Below are 17442 nucleotides of genomic sequence, written 5' to 3'. Positions count from 1 at the left end.
TTTTTTAACACTCTCCTAAAAAGGAGTGAACCTATTATCTCGTATAGAAGCCCGCATTCTCTTCGTTGATCGAATGATGTAATGCGGCATTTAATCCATTGGCAAGAAGATTAGCCATATCCTCTATAAAAACATCCACTTCTTTTGGTGTTACCATAAGATTATGGCCAAGAGGAGAGAGAACTTCTGAAATTAATTTTCTCTTTTCCTCTTCCTCCAAAGTCCCAATCATTCCCAAAAATGTTTTGCGATGATGCTCATCAGGCAAATCATCTTCTGTTAATTTTTTTCTTTTACCGAAAGTCATGCCTGCTGGAGCTAAAGCACGCGAAGGTCGGTCTCCTTCTTTTAGTTCTTTTCCAAAATGTTTCAAAATGTAATCGATGGTATCGCTTGTAATCGAAACAGCATCGACAACCGTCGGAACACCAATGGCAATAACTGGAATACCAAGCGTTTCTTTACTTAATTCCTTCCTCTTATTTCCTACCCCTGAACCGGGATGAATGCCAGTATCGGAAATTTGAATGGTCGAGTTTACCCTCTCAATCGACCTTGACGCCAAAGCATCAATCGCAATGACAAAATCCGGTTTCGTCTTCTCAACAATCCCTAAAATAATATCGCTTGTTTCAATTCCAGTCAGGCCCATAACCCCTGGCGCAATCGCACTAACAGGTCGGAACCCTTCTTCTACACTTTCAGGCTGTAATTCATATAGATGTCGCGTTATAATAAGATTCTCACATACGTGTGGTCCGAGGGCGTCTGGCGTAACATTCCAATTTCCCAAACCAACTACTAAACAGGAGGCATCCTCTTTAATTCCCAGCTCCTTTAAGAAATGAGAGAATTCTAATACAAATGTGTCTTCAACCTTTCGTTGAAGCTCTGTATCCTGTTGTCTGATACCAATCACTTCAAGAGTTAAATACTTTCCTTCTTTTTTCCCGACTGCATCGGAACCCTCTTTCGTAATTTCTACTAAAGAAACTTTTATATTGTTTTCTTCCTTCTCCTTTATGATCACTCCCTCAACTTGAGAGATATCTTCCTGTCCGTGTACATGATCCTTTTCTCTTTCAGCAATGACCATTTCTCTTGCTTCCACTGCTAAATCGGTTCGAACAGTAAATTTACTTAAATCCATTAACACCTCTCCTTTCCTTTCCTTTCCAGGGAAAATCTACTAGTAATTCCATAAAAATCTTGCTAGTATCTAGCATTACCGTCACATATACAAAACATTCATTTGAAAAAACATTTACTTTCCCGTAAAATAAACAGATAGTATTGCAAAAGATATATCCGTTTGATAAAATATCTCTTGTTCTGCAATTAATGTTAGGATTGTGAATATCGAGTTTTATATAATCTCGATTGCTTTTTCGGGAGGTGAATGGAATGGCAAATATTAAATCTGCTATCAAGCGTGCTAAGACAAGTGAAGAACGTAATGCTCACAACTCAACAGTTAAATCTGCAATGCGTACTGCTGTTAAGAAAGTAGAAGCTGCAATTGTAAATAACGACGAAGCTGCTGCAAAAGAAAGCTACGTAGAAGCTGCAAGAAAATTAGATAAGGCTGCTGCAAAAGGTCTTATCCACAAGAATGCTGCTGCTCGTAAAAAATCTCGTTTAGCAAAGAAGTTAAACACTTTAAACGCATAATTGTGTGAGGCTATCTCTCAAACAGATAGCCCTTATTTTTTGCACAAAAAAGGAACCTTCCCGGTTCCTTTTTTTAAATTCCTCCTTGTAAGCGGAATAAAAACATTTCTATAATCAACTCTTTATTCATCGCACCTGTTTTTGATTGGTAATCAGCCTCTGCTAACAGCTGCATAATCTTTGTCAGCTCTTCATCCTTAAATAACTTTGCTTGGCCTGCTGCCAGCTTTACACGAAAGGGATGGACCTTAATGGAGCCGGCAATTTGCTGCTGCCCATAGCCTTTTCTCGCTAATTCCTTCACTTGATAAATTAGTCGGAACTGTCCAGAAAGGATTGATAAAATTTTAATCGGCTCTTCATTTTGTTTCAATAAATCGTAATAAATGCGAAAAGCTGCATCTATTTTTCTTTGGACAATATTATCCACTAATACGAATATATTTTGTTCCAATGACCTGGACACAAGCTCGTGAACCATTGCGACTGTGATCGTATTTCCTTCTGTCGCATAAAGAGCCAACTTATCTATTTCAGTTGTTAACATGAATAAGTTTGTTCCTGCTAACGTCAACATCTGCTCAACTGCCTCTTCATCAATACTGACACGATTAAGAGCAGCCCGTTCTTTAACCCAGAGCTTTAGCTCCTGTTCGTTTAATTTCTTCGCCTCAACAACGATCCCTTTTCTTTTCAGCTCCTTTGTAAGCTTTTTCCGCTCATCAAGCTTCTCATAGGAGCCGGCAAACACAATGATCGAATACGGAGCAGGTTCTTGTAGGTAAGATTCCAACTTCTTTAAATTATGTTCGGTTTTTGCTTTGGATTTTTCTGCAGTTAAAAAATAAGGATTATTCATCAGAATGAGTCGACGTTCTCCCATAAAAGGAAATGTTTCTGCATCCTCTAGCGCTACTTCAATCGGAGTCTCCTCCAAATCATATGTCGCAAAATTAAATTCCATTTCCTCTTCATTGAGGGCGTATTTCATTAATAAATGCTTCGTTTCATTGATAAGAAAGGACTCTGTTCCATATAATACATATACGGGGGAAAATTGCTTTTTCTTTATTTGCTTCCACACATCTAAAACCAATTTTTTCTCTCCGTTCTTTAACATTCTTACGTTTATCGTATAGAAGCACGGAGTTTTTGACAAGGGAGAAAAATTTTCAGGACATACTAAAAGGGAATTGGTTTCGCTTAAAACCAACTCCCTGTTTATAGTAAACGCTAGCAAATAAGGCCTAGGATACTTATCCACTAGCGGTACACCCTGTTATTACTAGTGTAGCCGGATGAATGCAAACTATTTGTGACAACTCTTGTCAGTAAAGGAAAAGTCGCTTATACTATAAAACGTCTAAGCATTTTTCATGAATTCTGAAGAATTTCGAAAACGAACAAAGCTAATTTGTGCTTCGTTGGCAATTGTTTATTGCTTTATGAGGTCCATCTATTATAATGGAAATAGGAGGGGTTATTGTGAATCCATTTGAAAAAGAAGTACAAAGCAAACGCAATGATGCTATTGATTCTGGAGTAGGTTTTATCGTCTCTTTCGGTTTCTTTGCAACATTGTTCATTATTGCAACCGTAATTCAATACATCGGCTCTTAAGTACATAGTATTCATTTCTTGGGATTGCACATCGTTTGTGCAGTCTTTTTATTTATGTGTTCAATTCGATTTTGCTTTTGCTTTAGCATATGGCTTTCCTGTTAAAAAGGTTCCTTTATCACCTTTAAAATAATAGCCGATTGCTCCGTCCCTATCAGTCCTAAAAATAGTGATTTTCCGCTCTTCCAGGCGTTTCAGAACCTCAGCATGAGGATGTCCAAATCGATTATTCTTACCGGCAGAAATGAGGGCAATTTCCGGTTTTAAATGTTCTAACCAAAATTCTGATGTAGACGTTTTACTTCCATGATGAGCTACTTTTAAAACATCAATTCGGAGAGCTGGATAGGATGAAAGTAACCTTCCCTCTCCCTCTTCCTCTAAATCTCCTGTAAACATCCAATGCAGTCCCCCTAATTTCACATAAATAACAATAGATTGATCATTTCGTTCCAACTCTCTGTCAGAGCTAGGCGATAAAACATGAAAAGTATACTCACTAACTTTCCATTGATCTCCCTTTTGCGCATAATAAATCGGAATTTCTTTATTTCTTGCAAGAGCAATCACTTCATCTTCAAGCTCTGCTCGATTTTCCACAGTTGGAACAACCATTTCCTTAACCTTCATATTGTTTAACACTGCCGTCGCACCGCCGATATGATCCATATCTCCATGCGTGAGAATAAGCTTATCAAGAACGTTGATGCCCTTACTTTTTAAAAATGGAACCAGAACATCCTTTCCCACTTCAAAAGGATTTCTTCGTTTCTTCCAATCCTCAAGTGAAAATTGTATCGTTCCACCTGTATCAATTAAGTATGTGCCTTTATTTTTAGGTAATTGAATTAAAATACTATCCCCTTGCCCGACATCAATAAGTGTGATTTCACCTGGAGAAAAATACCTTTCCACAAAGAAAGGAATAAATAAGAGCAATAATAAAAAAAACAGCCTCAGGTACATTTGCTTATTTGCTTTAAATTTTTCCCATAAATAAAACCCATAAGGGATCCCAAAACAAAGCATGACTAGGCCCAACTGATTCGGTCTTCCAAGTACTAATGTATTATAAGGAAACTTCGCAAGAAACAATGTAAGTCCGTTCAGCAACTGAAAATTAAAATCTAAAAAGGATGCCACCGGAGCCATAATTTCTCCAAACAGAAGCGCAAAGATATACCAAATAAGACATAACGGGAGAACAACAACTGAATAAAGGGGCACAAAAATAATATTCGCGACTAAGGAAATGAGGGGGAATTCATAGAAATGATAAAGCATAATGGGGATGGAGGCCAGTTGAGCAATGAAAGAGGTAGCACATAAAAGCAAGAATGGTCTATCCATGTAACGGCGCAAAATAGAACGAGAAAAAATTAAAGATGCACTTACAGCGAAGGAGAGCTGGAACCCAACATGATAAATGACAAAAGGATCTGTAAACACATAAAAAAGGAACACGATACTAATTATATCAGCAGGAATGAGTTTCTTTCTTGTTAACTTCATGAGAAGCAAAGCAAGCAACATCATAAAGCACGCTCGAATGACAGAGGGTGCTCCTCCTGTCAAAACGATATAAACTGGTAAAAACATCATTAAAAAGAGCAGCATTAGTTCCCTAGAAACATTGCATCTCAACCCGATGAAAAATAAAAATCCCACTAGCATTCCAACATGCAGCCCAGAGATCGCTAACAAATGAATGATCCCCAACCTCTGATATGCTTCAATTAATTCTTCACGGATGAAATTCCGTTCACCAAATACGAGAGCCGCTACAAGAGGAGCTGAATTTTCAGGAAATTGCTCACCGATAAATTGAATGCCTTTTTGTCTCAGTTTTTGAAGATAAAGAAGAGGATTCTTTTGTTCATAACAATGTGCGGGATTCCACTTTTCCACCTCTAATATCCAAAATGTTTGCTCGTAACGCAGGTACTCCCGATAATTAAACATTCGCGGATTTCCATTTGTCTCCGGTTCCTTTAATCGACCTTGTACCTGACAAACTGTGCCAACTGTTAGCTTTGAAAAATTCTCCTTTTCTGTTATGCTGGAAAGTCGATGTTGCAGGACAAGCTTTTCCTTTGATTTGCTTTCCTTTCCATATGCTGAGAAAAAATCTCCGTCAATCTTCATTGGATTTTGAAGAGCAATTATAAACTCTTGCTCATCACCGCTCATTCGAGTCTGATTTTTACTGTCATATATTTTTGCTTGTAAAAAAAAGAGAAGAAACACACTGAATATAAGGAGCAGCTGTGGAAAAGAATATCTTTTGAGGATAAAAAAAGAGAAGCAAACGAGCAAGAAGACACCTGAAAAAACAAGACTTTCTAGAGCAGTTAATACTCCAAAGAGCGCTCCTAAGCCAACAAAAATAAATTTACCTTTCAACGATATCCTCCTTTCAAAAGAATAGGAGATAGCATCTCTCGAAAGCGCACTCTCTCGACGAGGCTACTCCTCCCACTCACTTATAAAGGTTGAAAATCCCACTTTAATCCTCCAGCGGAGTTTCGTATATCATCGCTATAATTTTCAATTTGCACATCCATTTTGACTGCCTCGACATTGCTAATTTCTAGGAGATGATAGCAATAGTCATGATTTTTATAATCATAATTATAATAAATTTTTGTAATGCCAGCTTGAAGGATTTTCTTCATGCAATGGACACAAGGAAAATGGGTCACATAAATTTGGCTTCCCTTCGTCGAAACCCCTTGTAAAGCACATTGCAAAATAGCATTTTCTTCTGCATGAAGGCATCTTAAACAATGATTATTTTCAACAAAGCAACCTGCATCTAAGCAGTGGTCCTCTCCGCTAATTCCTCCATTATAGCCTGTACTAATAATACGGTTATTCTTCACGAGCACTGAACCAACATTTAATCGATTGCATGTGCTTCTCATACTAATTAGATGGGCATTCAGCATAAAATACTGATCCCAAGTTAACCTGTTATCACTCAAATGTCTCACCCTTTTTTCTGACTTATCTTCAGTTTAATGGGAAAGAAGAAGACTCGTCAATTTGAAATTATGGCAATGGAGTAAAAATTCTTCCTACTTAACTACAATGCTTTCCTTTAACTTTTCAAAAGTCTTCTCGCCAAATCCACTAATAGACATAATATCTTCTATCGCTTTAAATGGCCCGTTGCTTTCACGATACTCAATAATCGCCTCTGCTTTTGCTGGTCCTATACCTGGCAACGTTTCTAATTCAGGAGCAGTTGCCTTATTAATATTGATTTTTTGATTAGCGGAATCAGTTCCTCCATCCATCAAGCTCCCTTCACCTATAGCTTCCTCCTCTCCAATCTTCGGAACATATACAACCATCTCGTCTGTTACCCTCATGGCAAAGTTAGTCGCATCAGGATTGGCGTCTTCTGTTATCCCTCCTGCACTTTCAATCACATCTTTGATTCGGTCGCCAGCGGAAGCTCTATATACTCCCGGTCTCCGCACTGCCCCTTTCACATCAACCAATATGTCATGATCTTCTTGTTCTTCTATATCGCTTAACTCTTCTTGCAATGGTTCAGCCGAGGAACCCCAGCTTTCCTCAACTCTTTCATTATCGTTAGACGCTCCGGAAGAAAACAGATAATAGCTAAAAAGCCCTGCTAGAACAACCACAATGGCAAGGTATTTTTTTTGCTCTTTTATCCACTCTATCATTCACCATCTTCCTTTCCTTGACATATTTCAATCACAAAATTCATATCGTTATACTAATGGGTTAATTTTGAGGTTTTCAAATAAAGAAGGAGGGCTGTAATCATGAAAATTGGGATTATTGGTACAGGCAACATGGGGAGAATTATGATCGAAGCCTTTATCGATGGAAAAGCCGTATCCCCTTCTTCGATCATTATGACCAATCGTACGATTTCAAAGGCAGTTGCGATCCAGGAGCTTTATCCAGCTATTAACATAGCCCATGATGCTACGGAGGTAGCAAAGGAAGCAGATCTTCTTTTCCTTTGCGTGAAGCCGGGAAATATGTATGATGTGATTCAAGAAATACTTCCCTTTTTAAACAAAGAACAATGTCTAACTTCTATTACAAGTCCGCTCAACACTTCATTACTGGCATCGCTCCTTCCCTGTTCAACAGCTCGGGCAATCCCAAGCATTACCAACCGAGCTCTGGCCGGAGTCTCACTTCTTACCTTTAGCGAACAATGCGAACCTCAGTGGCAACAATACTTAATACAATTATTCGAGAAAATTTCCACCCCGCTTATCATTGATGAAGATATAACGCGGGTTTCATCTGACATCGTTAGCTGCGGACCGGCATTCTTTACTTATTTAACAAGAAGATTCATTGATGCTGCCGTATCCGAAACCAATATAGACCGGGAGTCAGCAACAAAAATGGCAGGTGAAATGCTGATAGGGCTAGGTGCTCTCCTCAGCAAACAGTTCTATACTTTTGAGTCTTTACAGGAAAAGGTTAGTGTGAAAGGTGGAGTAACAGGAGAAGGGATTAAAGTGTTGGAAAATGAGCTTGGATCAGTATTTGAGCATCTGTTTCAGGCAACACATGTAAAGTTTGCTGAAGATCTACAAGAGGTCAATGCAGCTTTCGCCACAGTAGAAGAACAGAAGAGTCCAAGATATTAAAATAATTCGACTCATTACGATGAAATCCTTTCACAAATGAAAAGAATTGTAGCGATTTTGTGTCAAAAGCATTGGTATGTTGTTTTTGAGTTTTATGAAAGTGTTAAGCAAAAAAAATTGAGAAAAACAGCATAAGTAAAATAGGCTAGAGATGAAACTAATCAAAGTAGGTGGTAAGAATAACAGCGTGGGGCACCTTCGGAAAAATCGGAAAGCAGATTGTTCCTTTCGATGATGATTCAAAGTCGTTTTCCTTCGGACAAACTCGAGCTGCCTGAAGAGTTTCAAAAATAAAGCAAGAGGCATAAATGAAGCTTACTTCTTCCTTTGCATTTTTTCGATTATCATTCCTAGAAATCCGCAATCAAGCGCAAGGTAGGGAAATTTGCGTAGGAGGGCCCGAATGGGGAAGAAGGATTCAGACCATATATGCTTGATAAACCGGGGAGAATAGAAGCCCTATTTGGACAGTTTTGAACAGGAAAGAAGACCATCATAAATTGGAACAAAAATGTGAAAACCTAAAACACAACCGAATGGATTTCAATCTCGTTAAATTGCATGGGTTTGAACAAATTGCAAGTTTTGTGTAGATTTCCATTCGGACTTTTTACCGACTTTTTTGCATGCTCTGGTTCCGAATAGCAGGGACATTCGGACATTCAACCGGATAGGGAAGAACGTAAAAAAAAACGCTGGAATTCTGAGCTGTATTAAGTTCAGTTCAAAATCCCAGCGTTTCTATGTAAAAACAGTGCTGCCAAAAATTATAATTTATGAGCTACAACAAAAAAGACACGTTCAGAATTGGCTTGTGGTTTCCCTGCAAAATCACCAATTTTTTCGAGCACAGTGAAACCAGCTTCAATTAACCATTGCTCATACGTTTCAAGCGCAAATGAGCGTTGAGTATGATTCTCGTCAATCCGCTCATACTTCCCTGAAGACTCCTCAACAAAAAAGGTTAATTCATGCTCCACACTACCGGGGTATTCCCCTGCAAAACAGTTCCAAATGTAACAAATACCGCCATCATCATATGTAAATGTTTCATTTAGGAAGATTTCATTTATTTTATAAAGGGAATGAACATCAAAAATTAGCAAACCATCCTCTTTGAGAAACTGCTTAATCTGACGGAAGGTTTGCTTCACCTCTTCCTCTGTCTGTAAATAATTCAAAGAATCGCAAAATACTCCTATTACATCATATTTTGTCAGCAAATCAAGTTCAACCATATTTTGCTGAAAAAAATCAATCGCTAGTCCTTCATCAGCTGCCTTTGCCTGTGCAACAGTGAGCATGTCAGCAGATAAATCGACTCCCGTCACTGTATAACCGTGCTTTTGCAAACGAAGTGATAATTCTCCTGTACCACAAGCTAGGTCTAACAGCTTTTTCCCAGAAATATTGTATTTTTGGCAACTATCATTAACGATGCGAACCCATTGTTCATACGGAACATCTTTCATTAACTCATCGTATAAATAGGCAAATCGCTCATAAGTCATGAGAGTTCACTCTGAATATTAAGGGTAGGAGCATCACCCCAAAGACGTTCCAGATTATAATAGCTTCTTTCATCACGATGAAAGACATGTGCTACAACATCACCAAGGTCAATTAAAATCCATTTCGCTTCATCAAAGCCTTCCATTCTCTTCACATCATAATGATTTTCTACAGCTTTTTCTTTTATTTCCCGCGCAATTGCTTGCACTTGTTTGTCAGAGTTTCCGTGACAAATTATAAAATAATCGGCAATTAAAGAAATCCCTTTCATATTAAGTGCAACAATGTCCTCTGCACGCTTATCATCAGCAGCTTTTACCGCTATCGTTAATAATTGGTTATCATTCATCAACTAAAGTCCTCCTATTTGCAATTAGATCATTGTATGTGTGAAATGTATCTGGGAATATAGGCTGATTTTTATTCATTAGAAATGAGATCGTGTTCTGCACCGCTTTTATTAAAGCAAGCTGCAAATCCTTGTTGGCGAGCTCCCTTACTTCTTCCACTTCTGGAAACTGGCGCCCTGGTTCAATATAGTCGGCTAAATAAATAATCTTTTCCAGTATAGACATTCCAACTCGACCAGAGGTATGATATTTAATCGCATTTAAAATCTCCATATCCGCAATACCAACTTCCTTTTCAACTAAGAAAGCACCGACTGGGGCATGCCATAATTCACTGTTATATTGGAGCAGCTCAGGCGCCATTTTCTCTGCGAGAATAATTTGTTTCATTTCTTCCTTTGGCCGAAATTTCGCATAATCATGAAAAATCGCGGCGACTTCTGCTTTTTTCTCATCAGCCCCATATTGACGCGCTAAAAGTATTGCTGTTTCCATGACACCAATCGTATGTTGATATCTATGCTCTGTTAAATGCTCTCTTACGATTGCCAACGCTTCACTTTGATTCATATAAATGATTCTCCTTCAAATATTCAATCAGGGTGTCTGGAAGCAAATAGCGGATCGATTTCCCTTCTTGAATTCTCTCCCTAATTAAGCTAGATGAAACTTGAAACTCCGGAATATCAATATGAATAATCGGATACGAAGTTTTGTCCTGATAAGTTGGCCTATTCACCCCGACAAAGGACACCATATGCACCAATTCATCTATTTTATACCATTTAGGCAAATACTCGACCATGTCCGCTCCAATAATAAAATAAAAGCTCTTATCAGGATGCAGTTTTTTTAATTGCTGGATTGTGTCGTACGTATACGACGGGCCAGGACGCTCCAGTTCAATCGTTTCAATTTTAAAATAGGCGACATTTTCAAGCGCTAATTTAAGCATATTCAATCGATCCTCAGTTGAAATCAGAGCGGATTTTTTCTTGTGAGGAGGCTCCTGATTAGGAAGAAACCATATCTCATCAAGCTCCAGCTCATGAAAAACCTCGTTTGCAATGAGAAGATGACCATGGTGCGGGGGATCAAAAGTTCCTCCTAATAATCCAATTTTCCTCATTCACACACCTCCAAACCACTAAGATAGGCTCTTAGCACCCTACCTAAAAGAATTCATAGTCCTACAGGCAATAATAGCTATACCCCTGGGAACTAATTGCCTGCTTTTAAGTACCATTAAGGCAGCACAATCTCTTTGTTTTCTTTTGACTCTTTGTAGAGAACAATTGTGTTACCAATTACTTGTACAAGCTCTGCTACGCAACCATCTGCGAGCTTTTCTGCAACTGCGCCTCGCTCTTCTTCACAATTTTGAAGCACGCTTACTTTCAAAAGTTCCCTTGCTTCAAGCGCTTCACTAATTTGCTTAATCATATTTTCATTCACTCCGCCTTTCCCCACTTGAAAGATCGGGGTAAGATGATGAGCTTTCGAGCGAAGAAATCTTTTTTGTTTTCCAGTTAACATATGGTTCCTCCTAGTTGTTGTAACACTTTATTCGTCATCCGATTAATATCCGGCTTTACATTTGTCCATATTTCAAAAGCAAGCGCTCCTTGCTGAACAAACATTTGAATCCCATTTTGTGTTTTTGCACCTTTATCTCTAGCCTGGCGTAATAGCTCTGTTTCTAACGGGTTGTAAATAATATCACTCACAAAAGCACTTTCCTTTAAATTATGTAATGATAATACTTTGCATTCAGAATTCGGAGACATGCCAAGAGATGTTGTTTGAATAATAATATCATATGCTGCCAATTGCTCTTCCGCCTCATTCAGACTCAGAATATTCGATTTAGCATGATATGGACATTCTTCTACAAGACGCTCCGCTTTAGTCGGAGTTCTATTTGTCAAATCAATATGGGCTACACCTTCGAAAGCGAGGGTAAAATATATTGCCCGTGCTGCCCCTCCAGCGCCAATGATTAACACCTTCTTCTCTTTAAGCTCTTGTAACTCTGATTTGAGAGCTTTAACATAGCCACTTCCATCGGTATTATACCCAATTAGGCGTCCATTTTCATTGGCTACCGTATTAACGGCTCCAATCGAACGTGCCAATGGGTCAACATCGTCGAGCAGTGAAATAATGGCAACTTTATGGGGCACAGTTACATTAAATCCACTCATGTTCATCGCACGAAATCCTTTAACCGCTTCAGCCAAATCCTCTTCTTTAATCGCGAATGCCTGATAATGAGCATCGATTCCATAGTGCTGAAATAAATCATTATGCATGAGAGGCGACATAGAATGGGCAATCGGATTTCCAATTACAGCGTATAATTTTTTCATTCCCCTCCCCAATCCTTTCTATCCTTATATAAGTGACTTACGAAGCATTGCGTAGACCCCTTTTGGAACGTAGACCGCTACTTTCACTCCAGGATCATTGACAGTGATCCAGCCAAGTCCTGAAAAAACAATATCCGTTTTCCCTTCTTTAATCGTGAATTCATGCTTAATGAGCGGTGGGAAGGAATCAATCTGCTCCTTACGCGGTGGAGTCAGCATCTCCCCTTTATGCCTTTCATAAAGATCAGAAGCCTTCTCAAGCTTTGTACGGTGAATTTGAATTTGATTCGAAACATGACAAACAAACGAACTTCTGCCGCCACTAATATAATCAAAACGAGCTAAGCCACCAAAAAAGAGAGTCTGTCCTTCATTTAATTGATAAATTTTCGGTTTAATTTCCTTTTTCGGAGTGATTACTTTTAAATCTCTTTTATCAATATAATGAGCCATTTGATGATGATTGATAATTCCTGGAGTATCCACCAAAAATTTCCCGTCAGCTAAAGGGATCTCAATTATATCAAGCGTTGTTCCTGGGAAGTGGGAGGTTGTAATGACATCGCCTTCTCCCGTTACTTCCTTTAAAATGCGGTTAATAAAGGTTGATTTCCCAACATTCGTACAGCCAACAACATAGACATCCTTGCCTTCACGATAGCTGTCGATCGCTTCTGTTACTTCTTTAATAAAATGTCCCTTCTCCGCACTAACAAGAAAAACATCCTTTGGCTTCAGCCCCAATTCCTTGGCTTCTTGCTTCATCCAGTTAATCAATTTATTCGGTTTAACAGAGTGAGGCAAAAGATCAACCTTGTTGCCAATTAGAAGGATGGGGTTATCTCCTACAAAACGATGCAAACCAGGTAGCCAACTACCGTTAAAATCAAATATATCAACAATTTTTACAATTAGCGCATCTCTTTTCCCAAGTTCATTGAGTATTTTTAAAAAATCGTCATCCGTTAAATTTACATCCTGTACTTCGTTATAATGCTTCAAACGAAAACATCTTTGACAAACAATTTCCTCTTTATCAAGAGACGACTTTGGCGCATAGCCAATTTGCTCCTTATTCTCCGTTTGAATTTTAACTCCACAACCTATACAAATGTATTGCTCACTCAAGATTTTTCCTCCCAAACAATCATGCCCTTTTTACGAAACCAATTTAATATTCTTCTTTCGATCATTCGATTAAATTTTGTCCAAAAGCCATCGGTTGATGCAACTGGTACGACTAATATTGTATGAAATCCACCGCGATTCCCGCCTAGTACATCCGTCAGCAGCTGATCACCAATCACAACGGTCTCTTCCTTCCTCAACCCCATGTTCTGAACAGCCTTATGAAAAGCTCTTACAAGTGGTTTACGCGCTTGAAAGATAAACGGAATATTAAGGGGATCGGAAAAAGCTTGGACCCTTTCTCGATTATTATTCGAAACAATTGTAATGCGAATATCTTCCTTTCGCATCATTTCAAACCATTCCGTTAATTTTGGTGTTGCATTGGGACGATCCCATTCCACTAGAGTATTATCCAAATCCGTTATAATTCCCTTTATCCCTTGCTCCTTTAGTTTTTCAGGAGTGATTTGGAAAATACTTTTTACATGCTGATCCGGTAAAAATATCTTCAACAATGATAGACACCTCAATTTCTTTATCTCGGTTTTATTCCCAATTTTACTTTTGTGTAAGAAGGAGTGCAAGCAATTCTATTATACAAGCCGCTCCCTGCGTCAGAATACGTCGAAATGAAGTAAAAAATCACGATAGCGGAAAAACTTTTCGACACAAAAAGCCTCTTTTCAACAGTTGTGGATAACTTTATTCACATATCCCACATTGATTTATATAGTTTCCCATAACTTATAAACATTTTAATCACAACTTATCCACCGAACACTGTGGATAAACGGAACGGTTGTTCTACCTTCATATTTTTGTTAGAGTAAGAATACAACAAAGGGAACTTACATAATATGTATATTCACCCTTTTTTAGAACGAGTAATTGAGGAGGTGAATTCTGACATGAGAAAGCTGTCAGATGAATTACTAGTTGAATCCTATTTCAAAGCGAAAGAATTGAATTTATCAAAAGATTTCATCCTTCTAATTGAAACAGAAATTCACCGTCGTTCTTTAACTCATAAAATTAAAGCCTCTTCATAACTTACTATTTGCCCAAAAGGGCTTTTCTTTTTGTTAATTTTGCTTGGTCCGCATAAGGCAGAGCACGTCACCAACCTTTACTTCCCTTGGTGTTACGTGTTTTTGCAATGGTTCAATTGAATCAGGATTAAATAAGAGGATCACAGTCGAACCAAAAGTGAAGTAGGCAATTTCCTCGCCTTTTTCCAATTGCTCACCCATATGAATCGATTCAATCGAATTAACAAACATCGCGCCCACTTTCACAATTGCTGTTACACCGGAATCATGTTCAACCTCAGTAATTTTACGATAATTTTTTGCGAGCGTTTCTCTGCCATATTTAAGTCCATAGCGGTTTACCGGGTAGGATTTCTTGCCTAGAGTCCATTCACCAACCACTTTTCCTGAGAGTGGGCTATGTATGCGATGATAGTGACTAGGACTTAAATAGAGCAGAAAGTAAGTTCCATTCATATATTTTTGTGCCTTTTCGACGCTACCAAGCATTTCAATAACGGAGTATTCCTTCCCTTTAACAGTCAAGGTTAATTCAGGGGAAATCGAACCGATATCCTCTAGTACAGCGTCTACCGGACTTACAATAGAGTTTACACCAGCGTCAATCGTCCGAGCTCCTCTCTTCAATCTTCGAATGAAAAAATCATGAAGAGTCGTGAACTCTTCTATCGGGGTCGCCATTTCGTGTACATTGACCTTGTATATTTTCGCAAAAGAAGGAATGAACCATCGACTCGCTTTCGATTGAGCCAATTTTTTCAACAAAAAAGATGTCCACCTTCCATTCGATAATTCAATTAAATTTCGGTAAAACCATTGAATCAAATCGCATTCCTCCATTAATTACCTCATTATCAATCAACGTTTAGACAAAACTGTATTGTATCATACTATATTAAATTCAGCTATACCCGCTTTATCATACCATATTTATTGCCTTGATGAGACGCAGGTAACATTAAAACAAGCGCTTTGTTAAACAGATAAGATGATAACAATTTTTGGCTTATGGAGCAGCGCACCTTTGAAACAAAGTCCCCATAAAGGTTGATAGACTTTTCAGCTTGTCCTAGACGTTAAATATGCTGGAAGCCACAACTACAAATTCGATCCTACTCACAAAAAAACAGCACCCATCTCTGAGTACTGTTCTTTACTTCATTATTTTCCTTCTGTCAATCGTAAAAATTCTTCAACATCATCAATGCAAAGTTGTACTGCTTGCTGCCAAAAATCAGGTTTTGTTAAATCCACATTTAAATGTTTGAGAGCCAAATCTTCAACAGTCATTGAGGCTGTATCTTTTAATAAAGCAATATATTTTTCTTCGTACCCTTTCCCTTCTTCTATAGCTTTCGCATAAATGCCTAATGAGAATAAGTAACCGAAAGTGTATGGGAAGTTGTAAAAAGGGACACCTGTAATGTAAAAGTGTAGCTTTGAAGCCCAGAAAAAAGGATGGTATTCTTCAAGCGCCCCACCGTAGGCTTCTTTTTGCGCCTCTGTCATTAATTCATTTAAGCGCTCCACACTAACAGTACCCTCTTTTCTTTCTTCGTAAAATCTTGTTTCAAAAAGAAAACGGGAATGGATATTCATCAATAGTGCGACGGAACGTTGAATCTTATCTTCAAGAAGCGCAAGCTGCTCCTCTTCAGAGCTTGCATTTTTCACGGCAGCATCTGCAACAATCATCTCTGCGAACGTGGACGCTGTCTCCGCAACATTCATCGCATAATTACGATTTAATGTATGTAAATCTCTCATTGCATATGTATGGAAACCGTGTCCTAACTCATGAGCCAATGTGGAAACATTGGAGGGAGTACCTGAATACGTCATAAAGATTCTTGACTGACTGTCTTCAGGGAAATACGTATGGAAACCACCAGGGCTTTTTCCATCTCGATCCTCCGCCTCAATCCAGCGCTCTTTAAATGCTTTTTTCGCAAAAGCTGTCATTTCATCCCCAAATTTAGAGAAATGTTCGAGGATGAACTCTGCTCCTTCTTGATATGAAATTTTGCTATCTGCTTGTCCAAGTGGTGCATCCAAGTCATACCAACTTAATTTACCGAGACCAAGCAGCTTTGCTTTTCTCTCTAAGAATTTCACAAGAGGCATTTTATTATCCGCGATCACTTGCCACATCGCATCCAATGTTTCCTTTTTCATTCGATTAATATCAAGCGGTTCTTTAATTACTTCTTCCCAACCGCGTTGTTTATACACATTTAAACGAAAACCCGCTAAATGATTTAATGTTTTTGCCAGATAAGTGGATTTATCAGCCCAAGCCGTTTCCCAAGCTGCAAAGACATTCTTGCGTACACTTCTGTCTGGGTTAGAGAATTTGTTAGCAGCTTGCCCTACTGACAATGCCTTCGTTGTTCCATCCTCATTCACATTTACTTTCATTGTACCGACAATGACATCATACATTTGGCTCCAGCCATGATATCCATCAACACTTAAAGCATTAATAAGGGTTTCTTCGCCCTTTGAAAGCCTTTCACTCGCTGAACGTCTTCCTTCAGATAAGACAAAAGAAAGCTCTTTTAAACGCTCTTGGGCAACAATGCCAGCCCAGACATCATCATGAATCGTCGTTAACTTTTGGTTCAATTCTGTCAAGACAATTTGGAATTCAGCATTAAGACCGGTGACATCTCCTCTTAAAACATCAGCCTTTGAGTCCTCTGTATTTTGGGCTTGTAAGCAACTTACAAATGCACCCGCTTGGCGAACTTTTTTCGTGACAACTTCAAATTTATCAACAATTGTCTTAAGATCAATTGCATCTTCTCGCACCACATTTTTCGGCTCCCAATTCGAAACAAGCGCTTTGAATTCTGCAACGAGCTGCTTCGTTTCCTGCAAATGCTGCGCAAATTTGGGTGAGCCACTTCCTCCTTCAAAAAAGACATCTAAATCCCATACTTCTGAATATGTATTTTCCGCCATGTAATTTCCTCCCATTTATATACACTATAAAAAATTTACTCTTTTCAGAAATTTCTTTTTAGTATATCACAATATATTTCGTTAGTCTAAAGATTACTAGTGCCAAAATGGAAGCAGCAAGCATTTT

Annotated in this window: 19 protein-coding genes; 4 read left to right on the top strand and 15 right to left on the bottom strand. The window is 38.5% G+C overall.

What is annotated here, in order from left to right; translation table 11 throughout:
* Window positions 1-34: 34 nt before the first annotated feature.
* Window positions 35-1150, bottom strand: a complete 1116-nt coding sequence (gpr, locus tag NST02_RS09330; protein ID WP_095306882.1) for a GPR endopeptidase — start codon at window positions 1148-1150, stop codon at window positions 35-37.
* A 254-nt stretch (window positions 1151-1404) separates the two neighbouring features.
* Between gpr and rpsT the strand changes: the two genes are divergently transcribed.
* Window positions 1405-1671 carry a 30S ribosomal protein S20 gene (rpsT, locus tag NST02_RS09325; protein WP_095306883.1) on the top strand — a complete coding sequence of 89 codons (267 nt, stop codon included), beginning with the start codon at window positions 1405-1407 and terminating at the stop codon, window positions 1669-1671.
* Between the two features lie 73 nt (window positions 1672-1744).
* Here the strand turns inward: rpsT and holA are convergent, their stop codons facing one another.
* Window positions 1745-2767, bottom strand: a complete 1023-nt coding sequence (holA, locus tag NST02_RS09320) for a DNA polymerase III subunit delta (protein WP_095306884.1) — start codon at window positions 2765-2767, stop codon at window positions 1745-1747.
* 389 nt (window positions 2768-3156) lie between these two features.
* On the opposite strand from holA, the gene NST02_RS09315 reads away from it, so the two are divergent.
* Window positions 3157-3291 (top strand): YqzM family protein, encoded by a 135-nt coding sequence (locus tag NST02_RS09315; RefSeq protein ID WP_095306885.1) that lies wholly within the window; start codon window positions 3157-3159, stop codon window positions 3289-3291.
* Between the two features lie 60 nt (window positions 3292-3351).
* Here NST02_RS09315 and NST02_RS09310 read toward each other — a convergent pair whose 3' ends face one another.
* From NST02_RS09310 to NST02_RS09300, 3 genes are all read right to left on the bottom strand, one after another.
* Window positions 3352-5694 carry a DNA internalization-related competence protein ComEC/Rec2 gene (locus NST02_RS09310; protein WP_170211301.1) on the bottom strand — a complete coding sequence of 781 codons (2343 nt, stop codon included), beginning with the start codon at window positions 5692-5694 and terminating at the stop codon, window positions 3352-3354.
* 80 nt (window positions 5695-5774) lie between these two features.
* Window positions 5775-6239, bottom strand: a complete 465-nt coding sequence (locus NST02_RS09305) for a deaminase (protein ID WP_095307130.1) — start codon at window positions 6237-6239, stop codon at window positions 5775-5777.
* 129 nt (window positions 6240-6368) lie between these two features.
* The gene (locus tag NST02_RS09300; RefSeq protein WP_095306887.1) at window positions 6369-6989 is read right to left on the bottom strand and encodes a helix-hairpin-helix domain-containing protein; all 621 of its coding nucleotides are present in this window, start codon (window positions 6987-6989) and stop codon (window positions 6369-6371) included.
* A 102-nt stretch (window positions 6990-7091) separates the two neighbouring features.
* Between NST02_RS09300 and comER the strand changes: the two genes are divergently transcribed.
* Entirely contained in the window at window positions 7092-7940 is an 849-nt protein-coding gene (gene comER, locus NST02_RS09295) for a late competence protein ComER (RefSeq protein WP_095306888.1), read from the top strand.
* A gap of 767 nt (window positions 7941-8707) precedes the next feature.
* Here the strand turns inward: comER and NST02_RS09290 are convergent.
* From NST02_RS09290 to NST02_RS09255, 8 genes are all read right to left on the bottom strand, one after another.
* Complete coding sequence (locus tag NST02_RS09290) at window positions 8708-9451, bottom strand: class I SAM-dependent DNA methyltransferase (RefSeq protein ID WP_095306889.1); 744 nt, start codon at window positions 9449-9451, stop codon at window positions 8708-8710.
* Window positions 9448-9801, bottom strand: a complete 354-nt coding sequence (gene rsfS / locus NST02_RS09285) for a ribosome silencing factor (protein ID WP_095306890.1) — start codon at window positions 9799-9801, stop codon at window positions 9448-9450. Before rsfS ends, NST02_RS09290 begins: the two co-directional genes overlap by 4 nt.
* On the bottom strand, window positions 9794-10372 hold the full coding sequence (gene yqeK, locus NST02_RS09280; protein ID WP_137743859.1) for a bis(5'-nucleosyl)-tetraphosphatase (symmetrical) YqeK: 579 nt from the start codon (window positions 10370-10372) through the stop codon (window positions 9794-9796). The genes rsfS and yqeK overlap by 8 nt, the downstream gene beginning before the upstream one ends.
* Window positions 10359-10931, bottom strand: a complete 573-nt coding sequence (locus NST02_RS09275; protein WP_095306892.1) for a nicotinate-nucleotide adenylyltransferase — start codon at window positions 10929-10931, stop codon at window positions 10359-10361. The genes yqeK and NST02_RS09275 overlap by 14 nt, the downstream gene beginning before the upstream one ends.
* 116 nt (window positions 10932-11047) lie before the next feature.
* Window positions 11048-11338: a ribosome assembly RNA-binding protein YhbY gene (gene yhbY, locus NST02_RS09270; RefSeq protein WP_137743860.1), complete on the bottom strand. Its 291-nt coding sequence runs from the start codon at window positions 11336-11338 to the stop codon at window positions 11048-11050.
* Window positions 11332-12171 (bottom strand): shikimate dehydrogenase, encoded by an 840-nt coding sequence (gene aroE, locus NST02_RS09265; RefSeq protein ID WP_095306894.1) that lies wholly within the window; start codon window positions 12169-12171, stop codon window positions 11332-11334. Before aroE ends, yhbY begins: the two co-directional genes overlap by 7 nt.
* A gap of 24 nt (window positions 12172-12195) precedes the next feature.
* A complete protein-coding gene (gene yqeH / locus NST02_RS09260) occupies window positions 12196-13299 on the bottom strand; it encodes a ribosome biogenesis GTPase YqeH (protein ID WP_373315017.1) in 1104 nt (367 codons plus the stop codon).
* On the bottom strand, window positions 13296-13817 hold the full coding sequence (locus NST02_RS09255; RefSeq protein ID WP_095306895.1) for a YqeG family HAD IIIA-type phosphatase: 522 nt from the start codon (window positions 13815-13817) through the stop codon (window positions 13296-13298). Before NST02_RS09255 ends, yqeH begins: the two co-directional genes overlap by 4 nt.
* Before the next feature lie 393 nt (window positions 13818-14210).
* Here NST02_RS09255 and NST02_RS09250 point away from each other — a divergent pair, with 393 nt between their 5' ends.
* Entirely contained in the window at window positions 14211-14351 is a 141-nt protein-coding gene (locus NST02_RS09250; RefSeq protein WP_095306896.1) for a sporulation histidine kinase inhibitor Sda, read from the top strand.
* Window positions 14352-14384: 33 nt separating this feature from the next.
* Here the strand turns inward: NST02_RS09250 and NST02_RS09245 are convergent, their stop codons facing one another.
* Window positions 14385-15176, bottom strand: a complete 792-nt coding sequence (locus NST02_RS09245) for a phosphatidylserine decarboxylase (protein ID WP_095306897.1) — start codon at window positions 15174-15176, stop codon at window positions 14385-14387.
* Window positions 15177-15512: 336 nt separating this feature from the next.
* Window positions 15513-17315, bottom strand: a complete 1803-nt coding sequence (locus NST02_RS09240; protein WP_095306898.1) for a M3 family oligoendopeptidase — start codon at window positions 17313-17315, stop codon at window positions 15513-15515.
* Between the last annotated feature and the right edge of the window lie 127 nt (window positions 17316-17442).

The sequence above is a fragment of the Robertmurraya sp. FSL W8-0741 genome (assembly GCF_038004005.1).
Taxonomy (GTDB): Bacteria; Bacillota; Bacilli; order Bacillales; family Cytobacillaceae; genus Robertmurraya; species Robertmurraya siralis.
The sequence above is the reverse complement of the archived record's forward strand: the minus strand, read 5'-3'. Positions and strand labels throughout refer to the sequence as shown.

Excerpts from the sequence above, each read along its gene's own strand:
- gpr (WP_095306882.1), bottom strand. The coding sequence starts at position 1,150 with ATGGATTTAAGTAAATTTACTGTTCGAACCGATTTAGCAGTGGAAGCA.
- rpsT (WP_095306883.1), top strand. The coding sequence starts at position 1,405 with ATGGCAAATATTAAATCTGCTATCAAGCGTGCTAAGACAAGTGAAGAA.
- NST02_RS09305 (WP_095307130.1), bottom strand. The coding sequence starts at position 6,239 with ATGCTGAATGCCCATCTAATTAGTATGAGAAGCACATGCAATCGATTA.
- NST02_RS09300 (WP_095306887.1), bottom strand. The coding sequence starts at position 6,989 with ATGATAGAGTGGATAAAAGAGCAAAAAAAATACCTTGCCATTGTGGTT.
- comER (WP_095306888.1), top strand. The coding sequence starts at position 7,092 with ATGAAAATTGGGATTATTGGTACAGGCAACATGGGGAGAATTATGATC.
- NST02_RS09290 (WP_095306889.1), bottom strand. The coding sequence starts at position 9,451 with ATGACTTATGAGCGATTTGCCTATTTATACGATGAGTTAATGAAAGAT.
- rsfS (WP_095306890.1), bottom strand. The coding sequence starts at position 9,801 with ATGAATGATAACCAATTATTAACGATAGCGGTAAAAGCTGCTGATGAT.
- yqeK (WP_137743859.1), bottom strand. The coding sequence starts at position 10,372 with ATGAATCAAAGTGAAGCGTTGGCAATCGTAAGAGAGCATTTAACAGAG.
- NST02_RS09275 (WP_095306892.1), bottom strand. The coding sequence starts at position 10,931 with ATGAGGAAAATTGGATTATTAGGAGGAACTTTTGATCCCCCGCACCAT.
- yhbY (WP_137743860.1), bottom strand. The coding sequence starts at position 11,338 with ATGTTAACTGGAAAACAAAAAAGATTTCTTCGCTCGAAAGCTCATCAT.
- aroE (WP_095306894.1), bottom strand. The coding sequence starts at position 12,171 with ATGAAAAAATTATACGCTGTAATTGGAAATCCGATTGCCCATTCTATG.
- NST02_RS09250 (WP_095306896.1), top strand. The coding sequence starts at position 14,211 with ATGAGAAAGCTGTCAGATGAATTACTAGTTGAATCCTATTTCAAAGCG.
- NST02_RS09240 (WP_095306898.1), bottom strand. The coding sequence starts at position 17,315 with ATGGCGGAAAATACATATTCAGAAGTATGGGATTTAGATGTCTTTTTT.